This is a genomic window from Tsuneonella deserti (assembly GCF_014644315.1).
In the GTDB taxonomy this organism is placed as follows: Bacteria; Pseudomonadota; Alphaproteobacteria; order Sphingomonadales; family Sphingomonadaceae; genus Tsuneonella; species Tsuneonella deserti.
On sequence record NZ_BMKL01000001.1, the window covers coordinates 2,691,752 to 2,713,665 of the forward strand.

22 protein-coding genes and 1 tRNA gene are annotated in these 21,914 nt (G+C 66.4%); 17 read left to right on the plus strand and 6 right to left on the minus strand.

Annotation, left to right across the window (positions count from 1 at the left end; translation table 11 throughout):
- Nucleotides 1-23: 23 nt before the first annotated feature.
- The 6 genes from IEW58_RS13330 (at nt 24) to IEW58_RS13355 (ending at nt 3,455) form a co-directional block, all read left to right on the plus strand.
- Nucleotides 24-767 (plus strand): YebC/PmpR family DNA-binding transcriptional regulator, encoded by a 744-nt coding sequence (locus IEW58_RS13330; RefSeq protein WP_188645555.1) that lies wholly within the window; start codon nt 24-26, stop codon nt 765-767.
- Nucleotides 767-1,117 carry a DUF3147 family protein gene (locus IEW58_RS13335; RefSeq protein WP_188645556.1) on the plus strand — a complete coding sequence of 117 codons (351 nt, stop codon included), beginning with the start codon at nt 767-769 and terminating at the stop codon, nt 1,115-1,117. Before IEW58_RS13330 ends, IEW58_RS13335 begins: the two co-directional genes overlap by 1 nt.
- Nucleotides 1,118-1,128: 11 nt before the next feature.
- Entirely contained in the window at nt 1,129-1,593 is a 465-nt protein-coding gene (gene ruvC, locus IEW58_RS13340; RefSeq protein WP_229658657.1) for a crossover junction endodeoxyribonuclease RuvC, read from the plus strand.
- A gap of 152 nt (nt 1,594-1,745) precedes the next feature.
- The gene (locus IEW58_RS13345) at nt 1,746-2,057 is read left to right on the plus strand and encodes an antibiotic biosynthesis monooxygenase family protein (protein WP_188645839.1); all 312 of its coding nucleotides are present in this window, start codon (nt 1,746-1,748) and stop codon (nt 2,055-2,057) included.
- Nucleotides 2,054-2,401, plus strand: coding sequence for an ArsC family reductase (locus IEW58_RS13350; protein WP_188645558.1), 348 nt, complete (start codon nt 2,054-2,056; stop codon nt 2,399-2,401). Before IEW58_RS13345 ends, IEW58_RS13350 begins: the two co-directional genes overlap by 4 nt.
- Before the next feature lie 31 nt (nt 2,402-2,432).
- Nucleotides 2,433-3,455 carry a glycerophosphodiester phosphodiesterase gene (locus tag IEW58_RS13355; RefSeq protein ID WP_188645559.1) on the plus strand — a complete coding sequence of 341 codons (1,023 nt, stop codon included), beginning with the start codon at nt 2,433-2,435 and terminating at the stop codon, nt 3,453-3,455.
- On the opposite strand, the gene ubiG is transcribed toward IEW58_RS13355, so the two are convergent.
- Nucleotides 3,433-4,194, minus strand: a complete 762-nt coding sequence (gene ubiG, locus IEW58_RS13360) for a bifunctional 2-polyprenyl-6-hydroxyphenol methylase/3-demethylubiquinol 3-O-methyltransferase UbiG (RefSeq protein ID WP_188645560.1) — start codon at nt 4,192-4,194, stop codon at nt 3,433-3,435. The genes IEW58_RS13355 and ubiG overlap by 23 nt on opposite strands.
- A 52-nt stretch (nt 4,195-4,246) precedes the next feature.
- Here ubiG and IEW58_RS13365 point away from each other — a divergent pair, with 52 nt between their 5' ends.
- The 6 genes from IEW58_RS13365 (at nt 4,247) to IEW58_RS13390 (ending at nt 10,961) form a co-directional block, all read left to right on the plus strand.
- Nucleotides 4,247-5,524 carry an aspartate kinase gene (locus IEW58_RS13365; RefSeq protein ID WP_229658599.1) on the plus strand — a complete coding sequence of 426 codons (1,278 nt, stop codon included), beginning with the start codon at nt 4,247-4,249 and terminating at the stop codon, nt 5,522-5,524.
- Nucleotides 5,525-5,534: 10 nt separating this feature from the next.
- Nucleotides 5,535-6,698, plus strand: a complete 1,164-nt coding sequence (gene purT / locus IEW58_RS13370; protein ID WP_188645561.1) for a formate-dependent phosphoribosylglycinamide formyltransferase — start codon at nt 5,535-5,537, stop codon at nt 6,696-6,698.
- A 98-nt stretch (nt 6,699-6,796) separates the two neighbouring features.
- Nucleotides 6,797-8,041: a hypothetical protein gene (locus IEW58_RS13375; RefSeq protein ID WP_188645562.1), complete on the plus strand. Its 1,245-nt coding sequence runs from the start codon at nt 6,797-6,799 to the stop codon at nt 8,039-8,041.
- A 26-nt stretch (nt 8,042-8,067) separates the two neighbouring features.
- A complete protein-coding gene (locus tag IEW58_RS13380) occupies nt 8,068-9,078 on the plus strand; it encodes an NAD(P)H-dependent flavin oxidoreductase (RefSeq protein ID WP_188645563.1) in 1,011 nt (336 codons plus the stop codon).
- A gap of 81 nt (nt 9,079-9,159) precedes the next feature.
- Nucleotides 9,160-9,612, plus strand: a complete 453-nt coding sequence (locus IEW58_RS13385) for a DUF2231 domain-containing protein (RefSeq protein WP_188645564.1) — start codon at nt 9,160-9,162, stop codon at nt 9,610-9,612.
- The gene (locus IEW58_RS13390) at nt 9,609-10,961 is read left to right on the plus strand and encodes a PQQ-dependent sugar dehydrogenase (RefSeq protein ID WP_188645565.1); all 1,353 of its coding nucleotides are present in this window, start codon (nt 9,609-9,611) and stop codon (nt 10,959-10,961) included. The genes IEW58_RS13385 and IEW58_RS13390 overlap by 4 nt, the downstream gene beginning before the upstream one ends.
- 4 nt (nt 10,962-10,965) lie before the next feature.
- On the opposite strand, the gene IEW58_RS13395 is transcribed toward IEW58_RS13390, so the two are convergent.
- The 3 genes from IEW58_RS13395 to IEW58_RS13405 all read right to left on the minus strand — a co-directional run bounded on the left by IEW58_RS13395 (nt 10,966) and on the right by IEW58_RS13405 (nt 15,459).
- Nucleotides 10,966-11,532 (minus strand): TMEM165/GDT1 family protein, encoded by a 567-nt coding sequence (locus IEW58_RS13395; RefSeq protein ID WP_188645566.1) that lies wholly within the window; start codon nt 11,530-11,532, stop codon nt 10,966-10,968.
- A gap of 263 nt (nt 11,533-11,795) precedes the next feature.
- The gene (locus tag IEW58_RS13400; RefSeq protein WP_188645567.1) at nt 11,796-13,220 is read right to left on the minus strand and encodes an aldehyde dehydrogenase family protein; all 1,425 of its coding nucleotides are present in this window, start codon (nt 13,218-13,220) and stop codon (nt 11,796-11,798) included.
- Nucleotides 13,221-13,320: 100 nt separating this feature from the next.
- A complete protein-coding gene (locus IEW58_RS13405; RefSeq protein ID WP_229658600.1) occupies nt 13,321-15,459 on the minus strand; it encodes a PQQ-dependent dehydrogenase, methanol/ethanol family in 2,139 nt (712 codons plus the stop codon).
- Nucleotides 15,460-15,631: 172 nt separating this feature from the next.
- Here IEW58_RS13405 and IEW58_RS13410 point away from each other — a divergent pair, with 172 nt between their 5' ends.
- The gene (locus tag IEW58_RS13410; RefSeq protein ID WP_188645841.1) at nt 15,632-16,492 is read left to right on the plus strand and encodes a dienelactone hydrolase family protein; all 861 of its coding nucleotides are present in this window, start codon (nt 15,632-15,634) and stop codon (nt 16,490-16,492) included.
- On the opposite strand, the gene IEW58_RS13415 is transcribed toward IEW58_RS13410, so the two are convergent.
- Nucleotides 16,489-17,481 (minus strand): aldo/keto reductase, encoded by a 993-nt coding sequence (locus IEW58_RS13415; RefSeq protein ID WP_188645569.1) that lies wholly within the window; start codon nt 17,479-17,481, stop codon nt 16,489-16,491. The two genes, IEW58_RS13410 and IEW58_RS13415, sit on opposite strands and share 4 nt — an antisense overlap.
- Nucleotides 17,482-17,785: 304 nt before the next feature.
- On the opposite strand from IEW58_RS13415, the gene IEW58_RS13420 reads away from it, so the two are divergent.
- Together IEW58_RS13420 and IEW58_RS13425 are read left to right on the plus strand one after the other, a co-directional pair.
- Nucleotides 17,786-18,790 (plus strand): SPFH domain-containing protein, encoded by a 1,005-nt coding sequence (locus tag IEW58_RS13420; protein ID WP_188645570.1) that lies wholly within the window; start codon nt 17,786-17,788, stop codon nt 18,788-18,790.
- The gene (locus tag IEW58_RS13425) at nt 18,790-19,275 is read left to right on the plus strand and encodes an NfeD family protein (RefSeq protein ID WP_188645571.1); all 486 of its coding nucleotides are present in this window, start codon (nt 18,790-18,792) and stop codon (nt 19,273-19,275) included. The genes IEW58_RS13420 and IEW58_RS13425 overlap by 1 nt, the downstream gene beginning before the upstream one ends.
- Here the strand turns inward: IEW58_RS13425 and IEW58_RS13430 are convergent.
- Complete coding sequence (locus IEW58_RS13430; RefSeq protein WP_188645572.1) at nt 19,272-20,213, minus strand: complex I NDUFA9 subunit family protein; 942 nt, start codon at nt 20,211-20,213, stop codon at nt 19,272-19,274. The genes IEW58_RS13425 and IEW58_RS13430 overlap by 4 nt on opposite strands.
- Nucleotides 20,214-20,374: 161 nt before the next feature.
- On the opposite strand from IEW58_RS13430, the gene IEW58_RS13435 reads away from it, so the two are divergent.
- Nucleotides 20,375-20,461 (plus strand) — tRNA-Leu (locus IEW58_RS13435).
- A 176-nt stretch (nt 20,462-20,637) separates the two neighbouring features.
- Nucleotides 20,638-21,870 (plus strand): tyrosine-type recombinase/integrase, encoded by a 1,233-nt coding sequence (locus IEW58_RS13440; RefSeq protein ID WP_188645573.1) that lies wholly within the window; start codon nt 20,638-20,640, stop codon nt 21,868-21,870.
- Nucleotides 21,871-21,914: the final 44 nt, after the last annotated feature.

Genomic DNA, 21,914 nt, shown 5'->3' on the forward strand with positions numbered 1-21,914 from the left:
ATTCACTCGGCAAGAACGGACTTATGGCAGGCCATTCCAAGTTCAAAAATATTATGCACCGCAAGGGCGCGCAGGACAAGAAGCGCTCGGCGCAGTTCTCCAAGCTCAGCCGCGAGATCACCGTCGCGGCCAAGATGGGCGCGCCGGATCCGGACATGAACCCGCGCCTGCGGCTGGCGGTCAACAACGCCAAGGCGCTGTCGATGCCCAAGGACAACATCGCGCGTGCGATCGAGAAGGCGGCAGCGGCCGGCGGCGAAGACTACGAGGAAGTGCGCTACGAGGGCTATGGCCCGGGCGGCGTCGCGCTCATCGTCGAGGCACTAACGGACAACCGCAACCGCACCGCGACCAACGTGCGCACTGCATTCGCCAAGAACGGCGGCAACCTCGGCGCGACCGGGGCGGTCAGCCACGGATTCGAACGCAAGGGGCTGATCGAGTACCCGGCCAGCGCGGGCGACGAGGAGAAGGTCCTCGAAGCGGCGATCGAAGCGGGCGCGGACGATGTCGAGAGCGGTGAGGAAGGCCACACCGTCTGGACCGACATGGAAGCCCTGCACGAAGTGGCCAGCGCGCTCGAGAAAGTCCTGGGCGAGCCGGAATCGGTGAAGCTGGCGTGGAAGCCCAACCTCACCGTCGAAGTGCCCGAAGGCGATGCGGCCACGCTGATGAAGCTGGTCGATGCGCTGGAAGACGACGACGACGTGCAGACGGTGTGGGGCAACTACACAGTCTCCGACGAGGTGATGGAGAAGATCGGCTGATGTGGGCGCTCGTCGCCCGGGCGCTGCTCGCCGGGGCGATGATCGCGGCCATTTCGGAGATCGGGCGACGGCTGCCCGCCACCGCGGCGATCGTCGCCTCCCTGCCGCTCGTCTCGGTGCTCGGGATGATATTCCTTTGGCACCAGAAGCCCGATGCGGAGAACATGGCGATCCATGCGCAGGCGACGTTCTGGTACGTCCTGCCGAGCCTGCCGATGTTCCTCGTTATCCCCTGGATGCTGCGCGCGGGCGTGAACTTCTGGCTGGCGCTCGCCGCCGGATGCGTGCTGACCGTGCTCCTCTACCTCGCGATGATGCAACTGGGGCCGAGGCTGGGACTCAGGCTCTGAGCGCGGCCAGAATCATCCTGGGCCTCGACCCTTCCTTGTCCTGCACCGGGTGGGGCGTTGTCCGAAGCGAAGGCTCGCGCATCACTCACGTCGCCAATGGACAGGTGCCGACCGACGCGAGAGCCCCGATGGCCGAACGGCTCCATCACCTGCACGACGCCATCGCGGCGCTGATCGGGACCTATGCGCCCGACCGGGTGGGCATCGAAGAAGTGTTCGTGAACAAGAATCCGCAGTCGACGCTCAAGCTAGCGCAGGCGCGCGGCGCGGTGCTGGCGGCTTGCGGACGGGCCGGGGTGCCGGTGCGCGAACACGCCGCGCGGCTGGTCAAGAAGGCGGTCGTGGGCACGGGCGCCGCGGAGAAGACGCAGGTTCAGGCCATGCTCAAGGTCCTGCTCCCGGGCGCGCAGATTGCCGGGGCGGATGCCGCCGACGCGCTGGCGGTGGCGATCGCCGACGCCCATCTGCCGGGGTGATTTTCCTACCTCGGAAGCCTCTGCTAGACCGCTGGTGATGACCGTTCGCCCGCCTCTCTTTCGGCCTTTCGCATCAGCCAGCGCGCCGGGTGGATTCCTTGTTCAGGACAGTGGTCCATGTGGTCCACGCGCACTCACGCTGCGGTGAACTGATGTTCCTCGTCGTCTTCCGCAACCGCAAGCGAGCCGACATGGACGCGGCTGCCTATGCCATCGATGCCGACGAGATGGCGACGATGGCAGCGCGGCAACCGGGTTACCGCGCGTTCAAGTCCTATACCGCCGACGATGGCGAAGTTGTTGCCATCAGCGAATGGGACGACGAAGCCTCGGCTCGCGCCTGGGGCAGGCTTGCCGAGCACCGCGCCGTCCAGCACAAGGGGCGGGAGCACTATTACGCCGAATACATGCTGTTCGCCTGCGCCCAGCCGCGGGTGCACCGCTTCACCGGACAGGAACCATGACGATCCATTTCTACGGCATCACCAACTGCGACACGGTCAAGAAGGCGCGCGCCTGGCTCGATGCGCGGGGGCACGGCTACACCTTTCACGATTTCAAGAAGCAGGGCGTGGACCAGGACCGCGTGCGCAGCTGGGTCGAAGCGGTGGGCTGGGAAAAGCTGGTCAACACGCGGGGCACTACTTTCCGCCAGCTCGAGCCGGCGCAGAAGGAGCGGCTGGACGCAGAACGGGCGATCCGGCTGATGGTCGCCAAGCCGACCGTGATCAAACGGCCGGTGGTCGAATGCGGCAAGGGAGTCATCGTGGGCTTCGACGAGGCTGAATGGCTCGACCGGATCGGCTGAGGTTCAGCCGACACTCGCCATTGCCTCGTCCATGCGACTTCTTGCCCTCCTTGCCGCCCTCGTGTTCGCCGTGCCTGCTCACGCGCAGCTGATCATCGCCCATCGCGGCGCCAGCGGCGAGCGGCCCGAGCACACGCTGGCCGCCTACGAACGCGCGATCGACGCGGGCGCGGATTTCATCGAGCCGGACCTCGTGGTGACGAAAGACCTCGTGCTGGTCGCGCGGCACGAGAACGAATTGTCGGATACCACCGATGTCTCCACGCGCTCCGAATTCGCAGACCGTCGCCGGTCGAAGGAAATCGACGGCGAACTGGTGAACGGATGGTTCGCGGAGGACTTTACCCTTGCCGAGTTGCGCACGCTGCGGGCGAAAGAGCGGCTACCCGCCATCCGCCCGGGCAATGCGCGCTACGACGGTCTCTATCAGGTGCCGACCCTGGCCGAGATCCTTGCGCTGGTCCGCGCCAAGCAGGCCGAAAGCGGGCGTACGATCGGACTCTATCCCGAGCTCAAGCATCCGACTTTCCTGCTGGGCGAGGGCATCGACACCGTCGATCTGCTGGTGACCGCGCTGAAGAAGGAAGGGCTCGACAAGGTGGATTCGGCGATCTTCATCCAGTGCTTCGAGGTGACTCCGCTCCAGCGGCTCGGCAAGCTGACCGAAGCGCGGCTGGTCCAGCTCGTCTCGCCCGACGGCGGGCCGGCTGACGAACCGGGCGTGACATATGCCGAGATGCTGACCCCCAGCGGGCTTGCCGGAATCGCCCGCTATGCCGACGCGGTCGGCCCGGATATTCGGCAGGTGGTCGGGGCAGACGGCAAGGCGACCGGCCTTGTCGAGCAGGCGCACGCCGCCGGCCTCAAGGTGCATGGCTGGACCGTGCGCAAGGAGAACGCGTTTCTTCCCGCGGCCTTCAAAAAGGGCAGCGATCCGGCCGCGACCGGCGAATATGCCGCGGCGTGGGGCCTACTCGCGGCGACCGGGATCGACGGCCTGTTCACCGACGACCCGGCGCTTGCCGCCGGCCTCAGGCGCTCGGCACGGCCGTGACGAGGTAGTTGAGCGAAAGGTCGCTCGACAGGTGGACGCCCCTGGTCGGCGTGAAGGCGATGCCAGTCGGTTCGCTCATGGCCAGTCCCGCCTCGGCCAGCAGGAGGCGCAGTTCTTCGGGAGTGATGAAATCGTTCCAGTCGTGCGTTCCGCGCGGTATCAGCCCCGTTGCCTCGGCCGCGCCGACCATCAGCAGGCGCGAGCGGGAGGTGCGATTGGGAGTCGACATGACCAGCAGACCGCCCGGTGCGATCCGCGCTGCGAGCGCGGCGACAAAGGCGCCCTTGTCGGCAACGTGCTCGATCACTTCCATCGAGGTGACGAGGTCGAATTGCCCGACGTCGAGGTGACCGAGTTCACCCGCCATGTAGCGGATGTCGAGCCCGCTGCCCGCCGCATGATCCCGCGCCGCGGCGATGTTCTCGGCCGCGGCATCGACGCCGGTCACCTCGGCACCCAGGCGGGCGAGCGGCTCGCACAGCAGGCCCGCGCCGCAGCCGACGTCGAGGGCGGTCTTTCCGGCGAGCGGGCGCACGCTGTCGTGGTCGCCCGACCAGTGGCGATCGACCGCGCTGCGAAGGAAGGCAAGCCGCACCGGATTGAGCCGGTGGAGCATGGCGGACGAGCCCTTTGGATCCCACCAGTCCGCGGCAAGCTTGCCGAAGTGCGCGGCTTCGCGGGGGCGGATCGTTGGCTCGGCCAAAGATATCGTATCGGCGGCGTGTGTTGCATCGGCCATGCCGCACCCGTAACAGCGCGGCCTTAACGCATCCAGCGGGAGTCGTGCACACTTGGCGCGCATCGTGATGAAATTCGGCGGCACCTCGATGGCGGGGACCGAGCGCATCCGCCGGGTGGCGAACATCGTCCGCAAACAGGCGGCGGGCGGAAACGAGGTGGCGGTAGTGGTTTCCGCGATGGCGGGGGAGACCGACCGGCTGGTCAACTTCTGCCGCGAGGCGAACCCGCTCTACGATCCGGCCGAATACGACGTCGTCGTCGCGAGCGGCGAGCAGGTGACCAGCGGCCTCCTCGCGCTCACTCTCCAGGCATTGGGTTGCAGGGCGCGCTCATGGCTCGGGTGGCAGCTTCCGGTCCGCACGATCGAGGCGCACGCCAAGGCGCGGATCGAGGATATCGAGAGCGATGCTCTCCTCGCCAGCATGGCAGCGGGCGAGATCGCGGTGATCCCCGGCTTCCAGGGAGTGGGGCACGATGGACGCATCACCACGCTGGGGCGCGGCGGATCGGACACTTCGGCAGTCGCGGTGGCGGCGGCGATCGGGGCGGACCGGTGCGACATCTACACCGACGTCGACGGGGTCTATACCACCGATCCGCGGATCGTCGCCAAGGCTCGCAAGCTGAAGGCGGTGACGTACGAGGAGATGCTCGAACTCGCCAGCGTGGGCGCCAAGGTCTTGCAGACCCGTTCCGTCGGGTTGGCGATGAAGGAGGGCGTGAGGGTGCAGGTCCTCTCCAGCTTCATCGGCGACGATGCGGTGCCCGCCGACGACCTGCCCGGCACGATGATCGTGTCGGAGGAGGAAATGAACAGCCTAGTGGAGAAGGGCGAAATGGAACGCCAGCACGTCACCGGCATCGCGCACGACAAGAACGAGGCCAAGATCATTCTCACCCGCGTGCCCGACAAGCCGGGCGCGGTGGCGCACATTTTCGAACCGCTCGCCGCCGCTTCGATCAACGTCGACATGATCATCCAGAACGTCGGCCGCGACAAGGGCGAGACGGACGTGACCTTCACCGTTCCGCAGTCGGACCTGCCGCGTGCGCAGGCGCTTCTCGAGGACCGGCGGGGCGACATCGGCTACAACCGGATCATTACCGACAGCAAGATCGCCAAGATCAGCGTCGTCGGCGTCGGAATGAAGAGCCACGCGGGCGTCGCGGCGACGATGTTCAAGGCGCTGGCCGACCGCGGGATCAACATCCAGGCGATCTCGACGTCGGAGATCAAGGTCAGCGTGATGATCGACGAGGACGAGACCGAGCTCGCCGTGCGTGTGTTGCATACCGCGTACGGCCTGGACTCCGCCGACGAGGGTTGAGCGGCCGGCGATGGGCCACACAGCAAGGATCCTGCTGCTCGGTTCGGGCGAGCTGGGGCGTGAGTTCGTCATCTCGGCAAAGCGTCTCGGCGCCTGCGTCATTGCATGCGACAGCTATGACGGGGCACCGGCCATGCAGATGGCCGACGCGCGCGAGGTGTTCCCGATGCTTGACGGTGCCGCATTGCGTGCGGTGGTGGAAAGGCATCGGCCGGACTTCATCGTGCCCGAGGTCGAGGCGATCCGCACCGAGGTGCTGGTGGAGCTCGAGGGGGAGGGCTTCAACGTCGTGCCCTCGGCTCGCGCGGCGCAGTTGACGATGAACCGCGATGCGATCCGCGACCTTGCCGCCGGCTCGCTGGGGCTGGCGACTTCGCGCTACCGCTATGCCGAAAACCTCGCCGAAGTGCAGGAGGCAGCGGAATTCACGGGATTTCCCTGCGTGATCAAGCCGGTCATGTCTTCGAGCGGGAAGGGCCAGTCCACCGTTCACGATGCCGCGGGGCTCGAGGCGGCGTGGAACTATGCCGTCGCCGGGATGCGCGGAGACCGTGCGCGGGTAATCGTCGAGGCTTTCGTGGCATTCGACTACGAGATCACGCTGCTCACTGTGCGCCACGCGGGCGGGGTGAGCTTCTGTCCGCCGATCGGGCATACGCAGGAGCGCGGCGACTACCGTGAAAGCTGGCAGCCCGCGCCGATGTCGTCCGCCGCGCTTGCCTCGGCGCAGGAAATGGCGCGCGCGGTGGTGGACGATCTCGGCGGCCATGGCATCTTCGGCGTCGAGTTCTTCGTGACGGGGGACGAGGTTATCTTCTCCGAGCTTTCGCCGCGTCCCCACGATACGGGCATGGTCACCTTGGCGAGCCAGAACCTGTCCGAATTCGACCTCCACGCCCGGGCCATCCTTGGCTTGCCGATCCCGGCATCGATCCGCGCCCGCCCGGCCGCTTCCGCGGTGATCCTCGCGGACCGCGACGGCACGAAGCTGTCATACAGCGGTCTTGCCGAAGCGCTGGCGGAGGAGGGCAGCGACCTGCGCATCTTCGCCAAGCCGACGAGCCGCCCTTACCGGCGGATGGGCGTGGCGCTCGCGACCGCGGGAGACATCGACGAAGCGCGCCGCAAGGCGCGCGGCGCCGCTTCGCGCATCGCGGTCCTCTACGGCGAATAACGGATATCCTGACTCCGCGTGCGAAGCGATCTTCGCACCGCAAACGCCTGGGTGTATGAGGTCATCGGGGACCTCATACAGGGCAAGGAGGAATGGGGATGAAATTGCGCTTCCTGGCGGGTGCCGCCGTAATCGCATGCTCGGCCGGTGCGGTCATGATCGCCGCACCGGCGGTGTCGCAGGGCGCTTCGGGGCCGATCGCGCGTTATACCGTCGATGCATCGACCACCTCCGGTCTCGGAGCCATGGGTGCAGGCGGCGGATTCGGCGCGGCGATGGGCATGCTCCGCGGTGGCGGAGGCCAGGTAGCCCACGAACTGCTGCTGCGACTCGGATCGAGCCGAACGGCGACAGGCGCGCCCAAGGCTGACCATTTCGTGCCGCAGGGAACCGGGCTTGCGCCCTCGGTGCCGCTCGTCACGCCAGAGCGCGCGCGGAGCGAGCCGTATACCCCCGGCACGATGCCGCAGGGCCAGATGCCGCGCGGTCGGCTGCTGCTCTACTGGGGTTGCGGCGAGCACGCGCCGAAAGGCCAGCCGGTGGTGATCGATTTCGCCAAGATGGCCAAGGGACAGGTGCCCCCAGGCCTGTTCGCGCAAGGGGTGAACCTGCCCGACGACTGGGAGGTCTTGGCTTCCAACAGCACGACCTACGGCGAGTGGCCGAACGCGCGCGATAGCAGGTCGGTACCCGCGCGGTCGTCTCTGCTCGGACCTCACAAGGTGGTGAGCACGTATGCCCCGCAGATCGATTTCACCCTGGCCGACGATTTCATGCCGGCACTCCAGCCGCGCTCGGCGAACCTGCCGAGCGGAGCGGTGCGGCTCGACTGGAATGCATTGCCCAGGGCGACCGGATATTACGCCTGGCTGATGGGCGCGAAGAGCGGCGGCGGGCAGGATGCCGACATGGTGTGGTGGAGTTCGTCGTCCACCCAGCAGTTCGGCGGCGCGCTGGCAGGCTGGCTGTCGCCGGCGGCGGTGGCCAAGCTCGTGTCCGCGGGCACGGTCATGCCCTCGACGCAGATTTCCTGCACTGTCCCTGCCGAGGTGAAGCAGGCGGCCGGTGAAGTCGCGATGACGCAGCTCTACGGCTACGGCCCGCAAGCGGATTTCGCTTATCCGCCCCGTCCGGCCAACGCCAAGGCGGCATGGAAGCCGGACTGGATCGCGCGCGTGCGCTTCCGCTCGAACAGCACCATCATGCTCGGGATGCCGGGAATGGACGGCATGGGGCAAGCCGACGGGGCTGATTCCTCTTCGGCGCCTCCGCCTTCCGGCAAGCCGAAGTGCAAGAAGGGCCTGGCGGGTATCGCCCAGCGCGCGGCGGGGTTGTGCGAGTAGCGCGGCGCCCGTAAGCGCGGCGCCCGATGAGCCAGTATCCCAAGACGAGCGCGCTGATGGCGCGCGGCACCGAATTCCTCGGCAGCGAGTACGCGATCCTGTGCGGCGCGATGAGCTGGGTGTCCGAGCGCAACCTCGTGTCGGCGATCAGCAACGCCGGCAGCTTCGGCGTGATCGCCTGCGGGGCTATGACGCCCGAACTGCTGGACGCCGAGATCGCCGCGACGAAGGCGCTTACCGACAAACCTTTCGGCGTGAACCTCATCACGATGCACCCGCAGCTGTTCGACCTGATCGAGGTTTGCGGGCGGCACGGCGTCGGCCACGTGGTGCTCGCGGGCGGCATCCCGCCAAAGGGCAGCGTCGAGGCGATCAAGGCGTTCGGCGCCAAGGTGATCGTCTTCGCACCCACCCTTGCGCTCGCGAAAAAGTTGCTGCGCAGCGGCGGCGACGCGCTGGTGATCGAAGGGTCGGAGGCTGGCGGCCATATCGGCCCGGTCTCAACCAGCGTGTTGGCTCAGGAAATGCTCCCCGAACTGGCCGAGGACTATCTCGTCTTCGTCGCCGGCGGCATCGGCCGGGGCGAAGCGATCGCCGGCTACCTCGAGATGGGCGCCGTGGGTGTGCAGCTCGGCACCCGTTTCGCCTGTGCGACCGAGAGCATCGCGCACCCCGATTTCAAGAAGGCGTTCTTCCGCGCCGGCGCGCGCGACGCAGTGGCGTCGGTCCAGGTCGATCCGCGCCTGCCGGTTATTCCGGTCCGCGCGCTCAAGAACAAGGGCACCGAGCTGTTCACCGCCAAGCAGCGCGAAGTGGCTGGCCTGCTCGACAGCGAGGCGGTCGAGATGGCCGAAGCGCAGCTCCAGATCGAACATTACTGGGCGGGCGCGCTGCGCCGCGCGGTGATCGACGGCGATATCGAGAACGGCAGCCTGATGGCCGGCCAGTCGGTCGGCATGGTGAAGCGCGAAGAGCCCGTTGCCGATATCATCGCCGAACTGATGGCCGAGTGTGAGAGCGCGCTTTCCCGCCGCTGATGCGGCGCGAGTTGCATATTAGGAAACATGTAGGCGGTTCTGCGTTCATCGGGTGTCCTCCACTCGATTGACAGGTTGCCCATGTCCGCACCGATTGTCCCGAAGGCGACGCTGCACGGCGTCCCCATCCATGCGATGCTCGTTCCGTTTCCGATCGTCTGCTTTGTCGCGGCGCTGCTGACCGACATTGCCTACGCCAACTCGGCGAACATCCAGTGGACCAACTTCTCGCAGTGGCTGCTGGCGTTCGGCACCCTGTTCGCGGGGATCGCGGCGGTGTTCGGGATGATCGATTTCTTCTTTGGCACCCGCGGCCGCGACCGCCCGACGATCGGCTGGATCCACATGATTGCCAACCTCGTGCTGTTCGTAGTCGCCCTGTTCAACAACTTCGTACACGCCCGCGATGGCTGGACCTCGGTCGTGCCAACCGGCCTGACCCTGTCGATAATCACGGTGTTGCTCTTGCTGGTGAGCGGTCATCTTGGTGGGCGGTTGGCTTACCAGCACGTGGCAACGGGAGACCGTCGATGAACCCGCGTCTGCTCTTCGCCGCCGTCGGCCTTGCCGCCCTCGCGCTTGGCGGCTGCTCGAAGGAGATCATCGATCCAGAGCGTCAGATCGGTGCCGATCCGTACTTGCCCGAAGCCGAACAATTCCTTCTGCCGCCTATGGGCATCGCCAACATCGTCGGTTGGAAGGACGGACAGACCCCGACCGTCCCGGCCGGGTTCACCATCACTCCTTTCGCGACGGACCTCGCAGGCCCGCGCAGGGTGTTGGGGCTGCCGAACGGCGACGTGCTGGTGGTGGAATCGGGGGGTCCCGGCCTTGAAGGGATTACCCGCCCCAAGGACATAATCTACGGCATGGTTCTGGGCGCGTCGCACGCCGACAAGCCCCCGGCGAACGACCTCATCCTGCTGCGCGACACCGATGGCGATGGCAAGGCTGACCAGAAGACGGTCCTGGCCGCGAACCTGGATTCACCCTTCGGTATCGTGGTCCACGACGGCTACCTTTATGTCGCGGAGACCGGCGATATCCTTCGGTGGGACTTCACGCCGGGCCAAACGAAGCTCGGCAAGCCGGTCCGGCTGACGAGTCTCCCCAAGGGCACGATCGATCATCACTGGACCAAGGATCTCGCCATCAGCCCGGACGGCAGCCGGCTGTACGCGGGCGTCGGCTCCAATTCGAACATCGTCGAGAACGGCCTCGAGGCAGAGGAGGGGCGCGCCGCGATCTGGGAAATCCACCCGGAAGACGGCGCCAAGCGCCTCTACGCCACGGGCCTGCGCAATCCCAACGGGTTGACCTTCAATCCTGCCAGCGGCGAATTGTGGACCGTCGTCAACGAGCGGGACGAACTCGGCAACGATCTGGTGCCGGATTACATGACCCATGTTCAGGCCGGCGCGCATTACGGCTGGCCATGGAGCTACTACGGCCAGCACGTCGACAAGCGGGTGAAGCCGGAAAATCCCACGATGGTGAAGAAGGCGATACGGCCCGACTATGCCCTGTCATCGCACGTCGCGCCGTTGGGACTGGTGTTCGAGAACGGCTCTTCCTTCCCCGCCCAGTACAAGGGCGGCGCGTTCATCGGCGAGCACGGCAGCTGGGACCGTGAGAAGCCCAACGGCTACCAGGTCGCCTTCGTTCCGTTCTCCGGCGGTCGCCCCAGCGGAAAGGCGCAGGTGTTCGTCGGCGGATTCACCGACAAGGATTTCACCGTGCGCGGCCGTCCGGTGGGCGTCGGCTTCGATGCCAGCGGAGCGCTGCTGATTGCCGATGACGGCGGAAACGTGGTCTGGCGGGTTGCTCCCAAGGCGGCGCCCGGCGCCTCGCGGCCCGCGGGCACGACCGCCAGCGGGGCCTGAGACGCTAGAGCGCGGCGACCAGCAGCCATATTCCCACGGCCACGAACAGGGCCGCGGCGGCGTAGCGTACGGCCTTGAGCGAGACGCGCTGGACCAGCGCATCGCCCAACAGGACGGCCGGGACGTTGGCGACCATCATGCCAAGCGTCGTTCCCGCCGCTACTGCCGCGACATCGTGGTACTGTGCGCCCAATGCCACGGTAGCGAGCTGGGTCTTGTCGCCCATCTCCACGATGAAGAACGCCACCAGCGTGGTGAGGAATGCGCCCCGCGCACTGACCGCGGGCGCTTCGTCCTCGTCGAACTTGTCGGGGATGAGCGTCCACAGCCCCATGGCGATGAAGCTTGCGGCGACGATCAGTCGGAAGATCTGCCCCGCGAAGAATTCGGCTGCGAGACTACCGGCCCAGGCGGCAAGCGCGTGGTTCAGGATCGTCGCGAAGAAGATGCCGGCAATGATCGGTAGCGGACGCCGAAAGCGGGTGGCCAGCACGATCGCCAGCAGCATCGTCTTGTCGCCGATCTCGGCAAACGCGACGAGCGCGGCCGAGGTAAACAAGGCTTCGAACATGGTGTGAATTCCAGGCCGGGCGGGTCGGACGCACAACAGCACCGCAGCCCACCCGCCCGGCTGGCGGGGGCGCGGTGCCATTGGTCTTGCCCGGATGAACGCCGGCCCGACGACCGTGCTCCTTCCCCCTGCCGCCATGACCTCTCGGCCAAGCATGTTGACGGCAGGGACGGGGACCGCGCGCGGCCCCCAGGGCTACTCCCCAGATGACCGCGCGCCACTAGCTCGGGCGGCGCGCGGCGTCCAGTGCGGCCCGTCTCAGGTCAGGCGAAGGCGTCCTTCTTGACCGTGATCACCTGCGGGTAGGTGAATTCCTTCAGTCCTTCGGTGCCGTACTCTGCGCCGAAGCCCGATTGCTTGTGGCCGCCGAAGGGGGCGAAGGGCGACAGGTGGAGGTATTCGTTGACCCACACGGTGCCCGTCTCGAGCTGCTCGGCGACTTCGACGCCCTTGGCCGGGTCGCCGGTCCACACCGCGCCGGCAAGTCCGTAGTCGGAATTGTTGGCCCGCTCGATCACTTCCTCGGTGGTCGAGAACTTCATCAGCGGCATGACCGGGCCGAACTGCTCCTCGGCGACGATACGCGCGTCCTCGGGCGGATTGTCGAGGATCGTGATCGGCACGTAGTAACCGGTGCCCGAGGGATCGACGTCGCCTCCGGTGAGGAACTTGTAGCCCTTGTCCTTGGCGTCCTGGATCAGTTCGCAGACGCGCTCGTACTGCTTCTTGTTCTGGATCGGGCCGACGCCGGTGCCCTGCTGGGCGCCGTCGCCGACGGTGACGTTCTTCGCGTAGTCTGCGATCGCCTGGCTGAGTTCGTCGTAGATGTCCTCGTGGATGTAGATCCGCTTGGCCGCGACGCAGATCTGGCCCGCGTTCGAGAAGCTCGACCAGAACAGCTGTTCTGCGACCTTCGACACGTCGGCATCGGGCAGGACGATCGAGGCGTCGTTGCCGCCCAGTTCCAGGGTGATGCGCTTCAGGTCCTTCGAGGCGCCCTCCATGATCTTCTTGCCGGTCGCGGTCGAGCCGGTGAAGGTGATCTTGTCGATATCCGGATGTTCGGTGATGAGCGGACCAAGGCTGTCCTCACCGGTGATGATGTTCACCGTGCCGGCAGGCACCACGTCCTTGATCAGTTCGGCGATGCGCAGCGTGGTCAGCGGGGTGAACGGCGAGGGCTTCAAAACGATGGTGCAGCCCGACAGCAGCGCGGGGACGATCTTCTGGATCGCCATCATCACGGGGAAGTTCCACGGCACGATGCCCCCGACCACGCCGACCGGCACGCGGCGCGTGCGGCTGAGGCGCTGCTCGCTGTCCTCGTTGATCACCTCGTCGAGGTTCAGCGTCGCCTGCGCGGCGGCCATGCCGGCGGCGCCGTAGATCTCCATCTGTGCCTGCGCATGCGGCTTGCCCTGCTCGGTGGTGAGCAGGCGGTAGAGCTCCTCGGCGTTGTCCTTGATCGCGGCGGCGATGCCGTTGATGACCTTCCGACGTTCCTCGACCGAGGTTTTCTTCCAGGTCTTGAAAGCGCGCCGGGCGGCGGCGACGGCGCGGTCCAGTTCTTCCTTGCCGCACGCGGGGACAGTGGCGATCACCTGTTCGTTGGCGGGGTTGATCACCTCCATCGTGCGGTCTGTGGTGACGAGTTCGCCGTCAATGAGGTTGGGGTAAGTCTCGGGCATCGGGCTCTCCATTGTTCGAATCGAATCGGTCTTTGGCAGCAACCTACCATGCCGCCCGCTCGCGCGAACGCGCTTTGCGCTCGGGCGGGCAAAAGGCGCGCTACTTGCGCTTGGGCGAGTTGCCTTCCAGCTTCGCGTCCTCGTTGGCGCGCTTGATCAGGTACTGGCGGATAGCCTCGGCATCTTCGGGCCGCAGCGCCTTGGCGAAGCTGACCATGCCGTTGTGCGACAGGGCCCCTTCGATCACCACCGACTTGATCGTATCGGGGTAACCGAGCGCCGCCGAGTGCCTCAGGTCCGGCACGAGCGCGCCGGCGATGGCCGCGTCGCCGTGGCACACCGAACAGTAGCGGGCATACAGATCGCTGCCCTTCGCCACTTGCGCCTCGGTTCCGGTGAAGGGTGGCGGATCGAGAACCTGCTCGGCCATCGGCGGTGGCGCAGGCAGCTTGCCGGTTGCCCCCAGCTTGAACACCAGCAGGCGACTGATGTTGCGCACCGGGCCCGACTTGTCCGCGACGATGCCGGTGGCCAGGTCGTACACCCCGCCCCAGCCGGCCAGCACGGCGACGTATTGTTCGCCGTTGATCGAGTAGGTCATCGGCGCGGCGATCACGCCCGTCTGCGTCGGGAACGACCACAGCTTGGCGCCGGTGTCCGCCCGGTAGGCGACGAACTCGCTCGCCGCGTTGCCCTGGAAGACGAGGTTGCCGGCTGTCGCCAGGGTGCCGCCGTTCCACGGACCCTTGTGCTCGACCACCCAGGCCTTGGCCTGCTTGACCGGGTCCCACGCGAGCAGCGCACCCGTGGTCGCCGCCTTGGCCGCGGCGCGCGCCGCCTTGTCCGCGGGCATGGCGGTCTTGCCGCTGTCGAGGCCGATCTGGAAGCCGATGTCGCTTTCCTTCCAGCCCTTCTGGGCAAGATAGGCCGCCGCCACCTGGTTGGTCGGAATGTAGACCAGCCCGGTTTTCGTGCTCATGCTCATCGGCTGCCACGAATGCGCGCCCATCGCGCTCGGCAGGGAAATGAACGGCTTTCCGGTCTTCTCGTAGCGGGCTTCCGGATTGATCGTCGGCTTGCCGGTCACCGGATCGATCCCGGTGGTCCAGTTCTGTGTCGCGAACGGCTTGGCGTTCAGGAACTTGCCCGTCTTGGCATCGAGGACGTAGAAATAGCCGTTCTTGGGTGCATGCATCGCCACGTGGCGCTGCTGACCGTCTATCTCCAGGTCCGCGAGCATGATCTGGGCGTCGCTGTCGAAGTCCCAGCGGTCTTCGGGCGTTTCCTGGAAGTGCCAGCGGTACTGGCCGGTGTCGGCATCGACCGCGACGATCGACGCGGTGTAGAGTGCATCCCCCGTGCCGCGGTCGATCGCGTCGGGGTTCCACGGCTCGGCGTTGCCGGTGCCGAACAGGACGAGGTTGGTCTGCGGATCGTAGACGATCGAATCCCAGACGGTGCCGCCGCCGCCCAGTTTCCACCACTCGCCGCCCCAGGTCTTCGCCGCGGCTTCCATCGCCTTGGCGTTGACGCCGTCCTTGTCGAACCCGTCGGCCGGGTTTCCGGGCACGGTGTTGAAGCGCCACACCTCGTTGCCCGTCTTCCAGTCATACGCCGCGATATAGCCGCGTGCCTTGTATTCCGATCCGCCGCTGCCGAGGAGGATAAGGCCCTTGGCCGCGCGGGGCGCGCCGGTGATGGTGTAGTTTTCCTGGTCGGGCACCGCGAGCTTCGACCAGGCGACCGTGCCGTCCTTCTGATTGAGAGCCACGAGCCGCCCGTCGAGCGTGCCGAGGTAGACCTTGTCGCCGTAAAGCGCGACGCCGCGGTTGACGGCGTCGCAACAGGCACGGACAAGTGTCTCGCGCGGGACCTTGGGGTCATACGACCACTTGAGCTGTCCGGTCGCCGCGTCATACGCATAGAGCTTGCTCCAGGCGCTGGTGACGTAGAGCACCCCGTCGTGCATCAACGGAGTGGCTTCCTGTCCGCGCGCTGTGTCCAGATCTGCGAACCAGGCGAGGCCCAGCTTGCCGACCGACTTGTCATCGACCTGGGTAAGCGGGGAGAAGCGCTGCTCGGCGTAATCGCGGCCGTATGTCAGCCATTCGCCGGCGTCAGCCGCGGCGATCATCGCGTCGGTCACCCCCTCGGTCGGCGGCGCGACATGGGTACGATCCGGCGCGTCCTTGTGCCCGACGTTGCAGCCGGCCAGCGCCAGCGCGGCAGCCGCGATCATTGCAAACCGCATATCCTCTCCTCCCGGGCGCCGGTTTGTCCGGGCGATCCTCGAGAGCCGTTCTTGCCAGCGCCCGCAGCGCTAGACCAGTCCTCTTTTGCGACCCGTCTGAGTGGACGTTGCGCGAACCCGTGGTAGTCTGATGCGAAACGAGAAAACCAGGAGAGCGACGATGTGCGATGAGACCGATGCCGGCGAATTTGCGCGAAGGGGAATGAGCCGGCGGGAGTTTGCCGCCAACGGCACGCTCGCAGGACTCGCGGCATGCACCCCGGTCGACCGGGTCGGCGTGGGCGCATCGACCCTCACCGAGGGGATGGTCCAGGTCCCCACCTCCGACGGGACGATGGACGCCTTCTTCGTCCATCCCGCCAAGCCTGCGCCCGCAGTTATCCTGTGGCCCGACATCGCGGGCCTGCGCGACGTGAAGAAGGCGATGGCCCGGCGGCTGGCGGGCGAGGGCTACGCAGTGCTCGTTGCGAACCCCTATTACCGCGACGTCCCCGCGCCGCAGTTCGCGGACTTTGCGGATTTCATGAAGTCGAACGGGTTCCAGAAGGTCACTCCGTGGCGCAACCGGGCGACCCCGCAGGCGATCATGCGCGACGGCAAGGCGATGGTGACGTGGCTTGACGGACAGCGTGCAGTCGACCGGGGCCGCGGGATCGGCAACCAGGGGTACTGCATGGGCGGCTCGTATACCGTCTACACCGCCGCCTCCGCGCCTGAGCGGGTCAAGGCAGCGGCAAGCTTCCATGGCGGGGGGCTCGTCACCGACAAGGCCGATAGCCCGCACCGGGTGCTGCAGAAGGGCACCAGCTACCTGTTCGCGATCGGTCAGAACGACGACGCCAAGCAGCCGGAGGCGAAGGACGAGCTCCGCAAGGCAGCCGACACCGTCGGCGCGCCGGCCGAGATCGAGGTCTATCCCGCCGACCACGGCTGGTGCGTGCCCGACAGCCCGGTTTACGACGCCGCGCAGGCCGAGCGGGCCTGGGGACGCTTGCTCGAACTGTACGCCGGCGCTATCTAGCTGGCGAAGTCCTCGGTATCGACGGTCGCCTGCGCGGCCGGCGAATAGCGCGGCCCGCTTACGGTCGACTGGTTGATCAACGCCCCCGCGCTTGCGAGCAGGTCCGGCGCGACGTTCAGCGACAGCGTGGCGAAGTTTTCTTCCAGGTGCGCGATGCTGGTGGTGCCGGGGATGACGTGGACGTGGGGACCCTGGGCGAGCAGCCACGCGAGCGCGAGCTGGGCCGGGGCAATGCCCGCCTGCGCCGCCAGCGCATCGAACCGGTCGATCAACGCCAGATTCCTGGGCCAGTTGTCGGCATCGAACCGCGGCATCGTGCGCCGCAGGTCCTTCTCGGCAAGAGTGGCGGGATCGCGCAGCTCGCCGCCCAGTGCTCCGCGCGCGACCGGCGAAAAGGCAACAAAGGCGATGCCCAGCTCGCGCGTGGTCTCGAGCACGGCGATTTCGGGATTGCGGGTCCACAGGGAATATTCGGCCTGCACCGCCGCCATCGGGTGCACGGCGTGCGCCTCGCGAATGTGCGCCGCGCCCCATTCCGACACGCCGTAGGCACCGATCTTGCCTGCCTCGATGGCCCGAGAAAGCGCTCCCACCATGTCGGCTATCGGGACCTTTGGATCGAACCGGTGCATGTAGAACAGGTCGATCCGGTCGGACTTGAGCCGTGCAAGGCTTTCATCGAGCGAGGCGAGCATGGCCTCCGGCCGGCAGTCGATCCCTCGCGCCGGCCCGTGGACAACGATCCCGGTCTTGCTGGCGAGGAGGAAATCGCCGCGGCGATCCATGATCGCCTCGCCCAGCAGCGTCTCGTTGGCGCCCAGGCCATAGACGTTGGCGGTGTCGAAGTGATCGTAGCCCAGCTCCAGCGCTCGTTCGAGGAGCGCCACCTTCTGCTCGTGCGGCGGCGGGTCGCCGTAGGCCCACGACAGGTTCATGCAGCCCAGCCCTATGGGCAAGACCATGCGGCCGGCGAGTTCGCGCTTTTCCATCGGCGCCGCATCTAACCGTTCGCCCGGCGCCGCGCCAGCGCGGGGGATGGGGCGTCCGTTCCGCGAAAGGGCTGTCCTACACGGACCCGGTATGCTCCAGGCGTTTCGATGAACGGCAAGACTCTCCCGAAATCGCCACGAACGGAAGGTGACAACTTCGACGCGCCCAGGGAGCCTCCCACCGAGGGAAGAACGGGTCCGCGAAGAGTTTTGAAAAAGGGGTACTTAGGCGGTCCACAGCGGCCGGTTTCGCTTGCGGGCGGCCCGGCGAACGCTACGATATACGCAGTTTGAGGAGGGAAAATTGGGCCTTGCATTGATCCTGATAGTCGCGGTGCTGGTCATATTTCTGCTGACCGGCGTGCGCGTCGTGCGGCAGGGCTACGTCTATACGATCGAGCGGTTCGGCAAGTTCACCAAGTCGGCCGAACCGGGACTGCACATCATCACCCCCTTCGTCGACCGGGTCGGCCAGAAGGTGAACATGATGGAGCAGGTGCTCGATATTCCGGGGCAGGAGATCATCACCCGCGACAATGCCATGGTCGGGGTCGACGCGGTGGTGTTCTTCCAGGTGCTCGACGCTGGCAAGGCCGCCTACGAAGTGCACAACCTCTACGGCGCGATCATGGCGATCACGACGACCAACCTGCGCACCGTGATGGGTTCGATGGACCTCGACGAGACGCTTTCGAAGCGCGACGAGATCAACGCACGCCTGCTGGGTGTAGTCGATCACGCGACCTCTCCGTGGGGGGTCAAGATCACCCGCGTCGAGATCAAGGACATCCGCCCGCCGATCGATATTTCGGAAGCGATGGCGCGGCAGATGAAGGCCGAGCGATTGAAGCGCGCGGAGATCCTGGAGGCGGAGGGCGAGCGGGCGAGCCGGATCCTGCGCGCGGAGGGCGAGAAGCAGAGCGCGATCCTCTCGGCCGAGGGCAAGAAGGAAGCGGCATTCCGCGATGCCGAGGCCCGCGAGCGTGCGGCGGAGGCCGAGGCGCAGGCGACCCGCGCCGTTTCCGATGCGATCGCGCAGTCTGGCAACCAGGCGATCAACTACTTCATCGCCCAGGAATATACCAAGGCGGTCGGCAAGTTCGCGACCAGCCCCAATGCCAAGACGATCCTGTTCCCGGTCGAGGCGACCCAGCTCATCGGTTCGCTCGGCGGGATCGGCGAGCTCGTCAGGGATATCGCGAAGCCGGGCGAAGCAACGACGCTTTCCTCGCCCGGTGCCTCGGGCGTGCAGTTGCCGCGTGAACGCCAGCGCGCCGCGGTGCCGCGGACGGGCAACGAGGAAGGGTGATGGACTGGCTGACCGATCTCGACGCTGCCTGGGCGTGGGTGGCCCTTGGACTTGCGTTGGCAGCGTTCGAAATGGTCGTGCCCGGCGTGTACCTGATCTGGCTGGCGGTCGCCGCTTTGATTACGGGAGCCTTGGCCTTCGTGTTCGACGTGGGCCTGCCGTTGCAGGTTGTCGAATTCGTCTTCCTCTCACTGATCGCGGTATACACCGCGCGCCGGATGGTGACCGACAAGCCGATCGAGAGCAGCGATCCCATGCTCAACAACCGGATGGCGCGCCTCGTCGGGCAGACGGGCACGGTGGCCGTCCCGATCGAGCATGGCGAGGGGCGCGTAAACCAGGGCGACAGCCAGTGGCCCGCGCGCGGGCCCGAGCTTCCAGCGGGCGCACGGGTGCGGATCATCGGGTTCGATGGCGGCACCCTCGTCGTGGAGCCGCTGACCTTGCTTGCGGACGAGGGAACCGTGCCGCCGGCGCAAGCCTAGCCGGCGACCGTTTCGTTGAAACGGCCATACCGCCGGTAGCGGGTCATCCAGCGGTCGAGAAACAGGCTCAGCGGACGGGGCGCGATCCCAAGTTCCGCCATTCCGGGGTACTCGCCGGAGGGCTTGTTGCCGGCCTTGAGCAGCGTCCACTGGTCACCGTTCATCGGCGTGCCAGGCAGCGCGGCGAACAGCGCCGACAGCGCATCGGGCACAGGCAGGAACACCCGCTTGCGGTTCTGGCTCGCCGCAATCTGGCGGTTCAACTGCAGCATCGTGACCGTCTCGGGGCCGGCGATCTCGTAAATCTTTCCTGCGTGCGAAGCGGGGTCCGCCAGGGAGTTCGCTACTGCCTCTGCCGCGTCATCGACGAACAGCGGTTGAAGCTGAGCCCGGGGCGCGAAGACGGGGAGAACCGGCAGCGCGGAGATCAGGCCCGCGAACATCTGCACGAACCGGTCGTCCTCGCCAAAAAGAACACCGGGCCGCAAGATGGTCGCCCGGGGAAAGGCCGACCTGACAACTTCCTCGCTCTCCGCTTTCGCGCGCGCGTAGGCAGCCGGTGAATCACGGTCTGCCCCGATGGCGCTGACGTGAACCATCGCGGTGCAGCCGCTTGCCGCCGCCTCGGCGATGTTCTGCGCGCTCCCGCAGATCGTGTGCATGACGTCGCCCGCGAAAGTCCCCACAAGGTTGACGACCGCGTCGGCTCCGGCAAGCGCGGCATCGACGCTCTCGCGCCGGGTGGCGTCGCAGGGAATGAACTGGATTTGCCCCAGCTGCGCGAGCGGCTTGAGGCGGTACGCACGCTTCGGATGCCGGCTGGCGATCCGCACCCTCGCGCCCCGCGTCAGCAGCGCCTGCGCGACGTGATCGCCCAGGAAGCCGCTGCCGCCGACGATCGTCACCAGAGTGCCGTGAAGAGGATCGTGTCGTGCCATGCTGCAATCATCCAGGGTTGTTCTTGAGGCGCCCTGCCGCAATCGCAAATGCGCCGCAACCCGGTTGGCATAACAACCAGCGTTGACAACCGCAGGCACGCCCAGCTATCGGCCCGCCCCTACCCGGGAGCCAGCCACGCAGGCCGGCAAACCCACCGTGTGCCCAGATGGCGGAATTGGTAGACGCACCAGCTTCAGGTGCTGGCGCTCGCAAGGGCGTGGAGGTTCGAGTCCTCTTCTGGGCACCATTTGTTCTTCTGGCTGAGTCCAGGAACGTCCAGCAAGCAGCTGGTTTTTCAGCAAAATTTCGATGAGACTCGCCGAATGGAATCCGGGACAATCCGGGAACATCCGGCACGAGACCAACACATTTGTTGGTGCTTTTGTTGGTGCTGACCGGCCCGGGAAAGCTGGGACCAACACTATGCTGACTCACATCCAGATCACTTCCGCTAAACCAACGGGGAAGGCCTTCAACCTTGCAGATTCGCAAGGCCTCTACCTCACCATCAAGCCCAACGGGTCGAAGCTGTGGCGCTTCAACTACCGCTACCTGGACAAGCAGAAGACGCTTCATCTCGGGCCTTGGCCCGATGTGGGCCTGGCCGACGCTCGCTCGCGGCGCGACGAGGCACGCAAGCAACTCGCGGCCGGGCTCGACCCGGCATACGAAAAGAAGCGTGCCCGCATCACCGCCAAGATTGCGGCGGCAAACACCTTCAAGGAGGTGGCCGAGGAATGGGTTGCGAAGTGTAAGCGCGAAGGCCGCGCGCCGGTCACGCTGGAGAAGATCCGCTGGCTGCTCGGCATGGCCTATCCGATGATCGGCAGCCTGCCGATCGCGAAGATCACGCCGCAGGAGGCGCTGGCGGTGCTGCGCAAGGTCGAAGCGACCGGACGCTACGAAAGCGCGAGGCGGATGCGCAGCGTGCTCAGCCGGGTGTTTCGCTACGGCATCGCGACGGCGCGCGCCGATCGAGACGTCGCCTCGGACCTGCGCGGAGCGCTCACCACGCCGAAAGTGACGCACCTTGCAGCGATCACCACTCCGAAAGAAGCCGGGGCGTTGCTGCGGGCCATCGACGATTATACCGGCCACGAGATCACGGCGATTGCGCTGCGCCTTTCGCCGCACCTGTTCGTCCGCCCCGGCGAACTGCGCCAAGCGGAGTGGAGCGAGATCGACGCGCGCGCCGCCATCTGGTCGCTGTCGGCGGAAAAGATGAAGATGCGCCGGCCGCACCGGGTGCCGCTCTCCCGACAGGTGCTGGCGATGCTCGAGGAGCTGCACGCGCTGACGGGACATGGGCGGTTCCTCTTCCCGTCGTTCCGCTCGTCGCGCCAGTGCATGTCCGAGAACACCGTCAACGCGGCGCTCCGCCGGCTCGGCTACAGCCAGGAGGAGATGACCGCGCACGGCTTCCGGGCGATGGCCGCGACGTTGCTCAACGAGATGGGCATCTGGAATCCCGATGCGATCGAAAAGCAGCTCGCTCACCTCGATACGTCCATGGTTCGTCGGACCTATACGCGTGGAGAATATTGGGACGAGCGGGTGCGCATGATGCAGCACTGGTCCGACTATCTCGACCAGCTGCGGGCTGGTGCGAAGATCCTCCGGCCGGACTTCGGGAAGAATAGGGACAAGGGCGCATAGGCGCTGCCATTACCCGGATGTCGGATAGCTTCCCATGGCCGTGC

Coding starts and splice junctions, on each gene's coding strand:
- IEW58_RS13330 (WP_188645555.1), top strand. CDS start 24: ATGGCAGGCCATTCCAAGTTCAAAAATATTATGCACCGCAAGGGCGCG.
- IEW58_RS13335 (WP_188645556.1), top strand. CDS start 767: ATGTGGGCGCTCGTCGCCCGGGCGCTGCTCGCCGGGGCGATGATCGCG.
- IEW58_RS13345 (WP_188645839.1), top strand. CDS start 1,746: ATGTTCCTCGTCGTCTTCCGCAACCGCAAGCGAGCCGACATGGACGCG.
- IEW58_RS13350 (WP_188645558.1), top strand. CDS start 2,054: ATGACGATCCATTTCTACGGCATCACCAACTGCGACACGGTCAAGAAG.
- IEW58_RS13355 (WP_188645559.1), top strand. CDS start 2,433: ATGCGACTTCTTGCCCTCCTTGCCGCCCTCGTGTTCGCCGTGCCTGCT.
- ubiG (WP_188645560.1), bottom strand. CDS start 4,194: ATGGCCGATGCAACACACGCCGCCGATACGATATCTTTGGCCGAGCCA.
- purT (WP_188645561.1), top strand. CDS start 5,535: ATGGGCCACACAGCAAGGATCCTGCTGCTCGGTTCGGGCGAGCTGGGG.
- IEW58_RS13375 (WP_188645562.1), top strand. CDS start 6,797: ATGAAATTGCGCTTCCTGGCGGGTGCCGCCGTAATCGCATGCTCGGCC.
- IEW58_RS13380 (WP_188645563.1), top strand. CDS start 8,068: ATGAGCCAGTATCCCAAGACGAGCGCGCTGATGGCGCGCGGCACCGAA.
- IEW58_RS13385 (WP_188645564.1), top strand. CDS start 9,160: ATGTCCGCACCGATTGTCCCGAAGGCGACGCTGCACGGCGTCCCCATC.
- IEW58_RS13390 (WP_188645565.1), top strand. CDS start 9,609: ATGAACCCGCGTCTGCTCTTCGCCGCCGTCGGCCTTGCCGCCCTCGCG.
- IEW58_RS13395 (WP_188645566.1), bottom strand. CDS start 11,532: ATGTTCGAAGCCTTGTTTACCTCGGCCGCGCTCGTCGCGTTTGCCGAG.
- IEW58_RS13400 (WP_188645567.1), bottom strand. CDS start 13,220: ATGCCCGAGACTTACCCCAACCTCATTGACGGCGAACTCGTCACCACA.
- IEW58_RS13405 (WP_229658600.1), bottom strand. CDS start 15,459: ATGATCGCGGCTGCCGCGCTGGCGCTGGCCGGCTGCAACGTCGGGCAC.
- IEW58_RS13410 (WP_188645841.1), top strand. CDS start 15,632: ATGTGCGATGAGACCGATGCCGGCGAATTTGCGCGAAGGGGAATGAGC.
- IEW58_RS13415 (WP_188645569.1), bottom strand. CDS start 17,481: ATGGAAAAGCGCGAACTCGCCGGCCGCATGGTCTTGCCCATAGGGCTG.
- IEW58_RS13425 (WP_188645571.1), top strand. CDS start 18,790: ATGGACTGGCTGACCGATCTCGACGCTGCCTGGGCGTGGGTGGCCCTT.
- IEW58_RS13430 (WP_188645572.1), bottom strand. CDS start 20,213: ATGGCACGACACGATCCTCTTCACGGCACTCTGGTGACGATCGTCGGC.
- IEW58_RS13440 (WP_188645573.1), top strand. CDS start 20,638: ATGCTGACTCACATCCAGATCACTTCCGCTAAACCAACGGGGAAGGCC.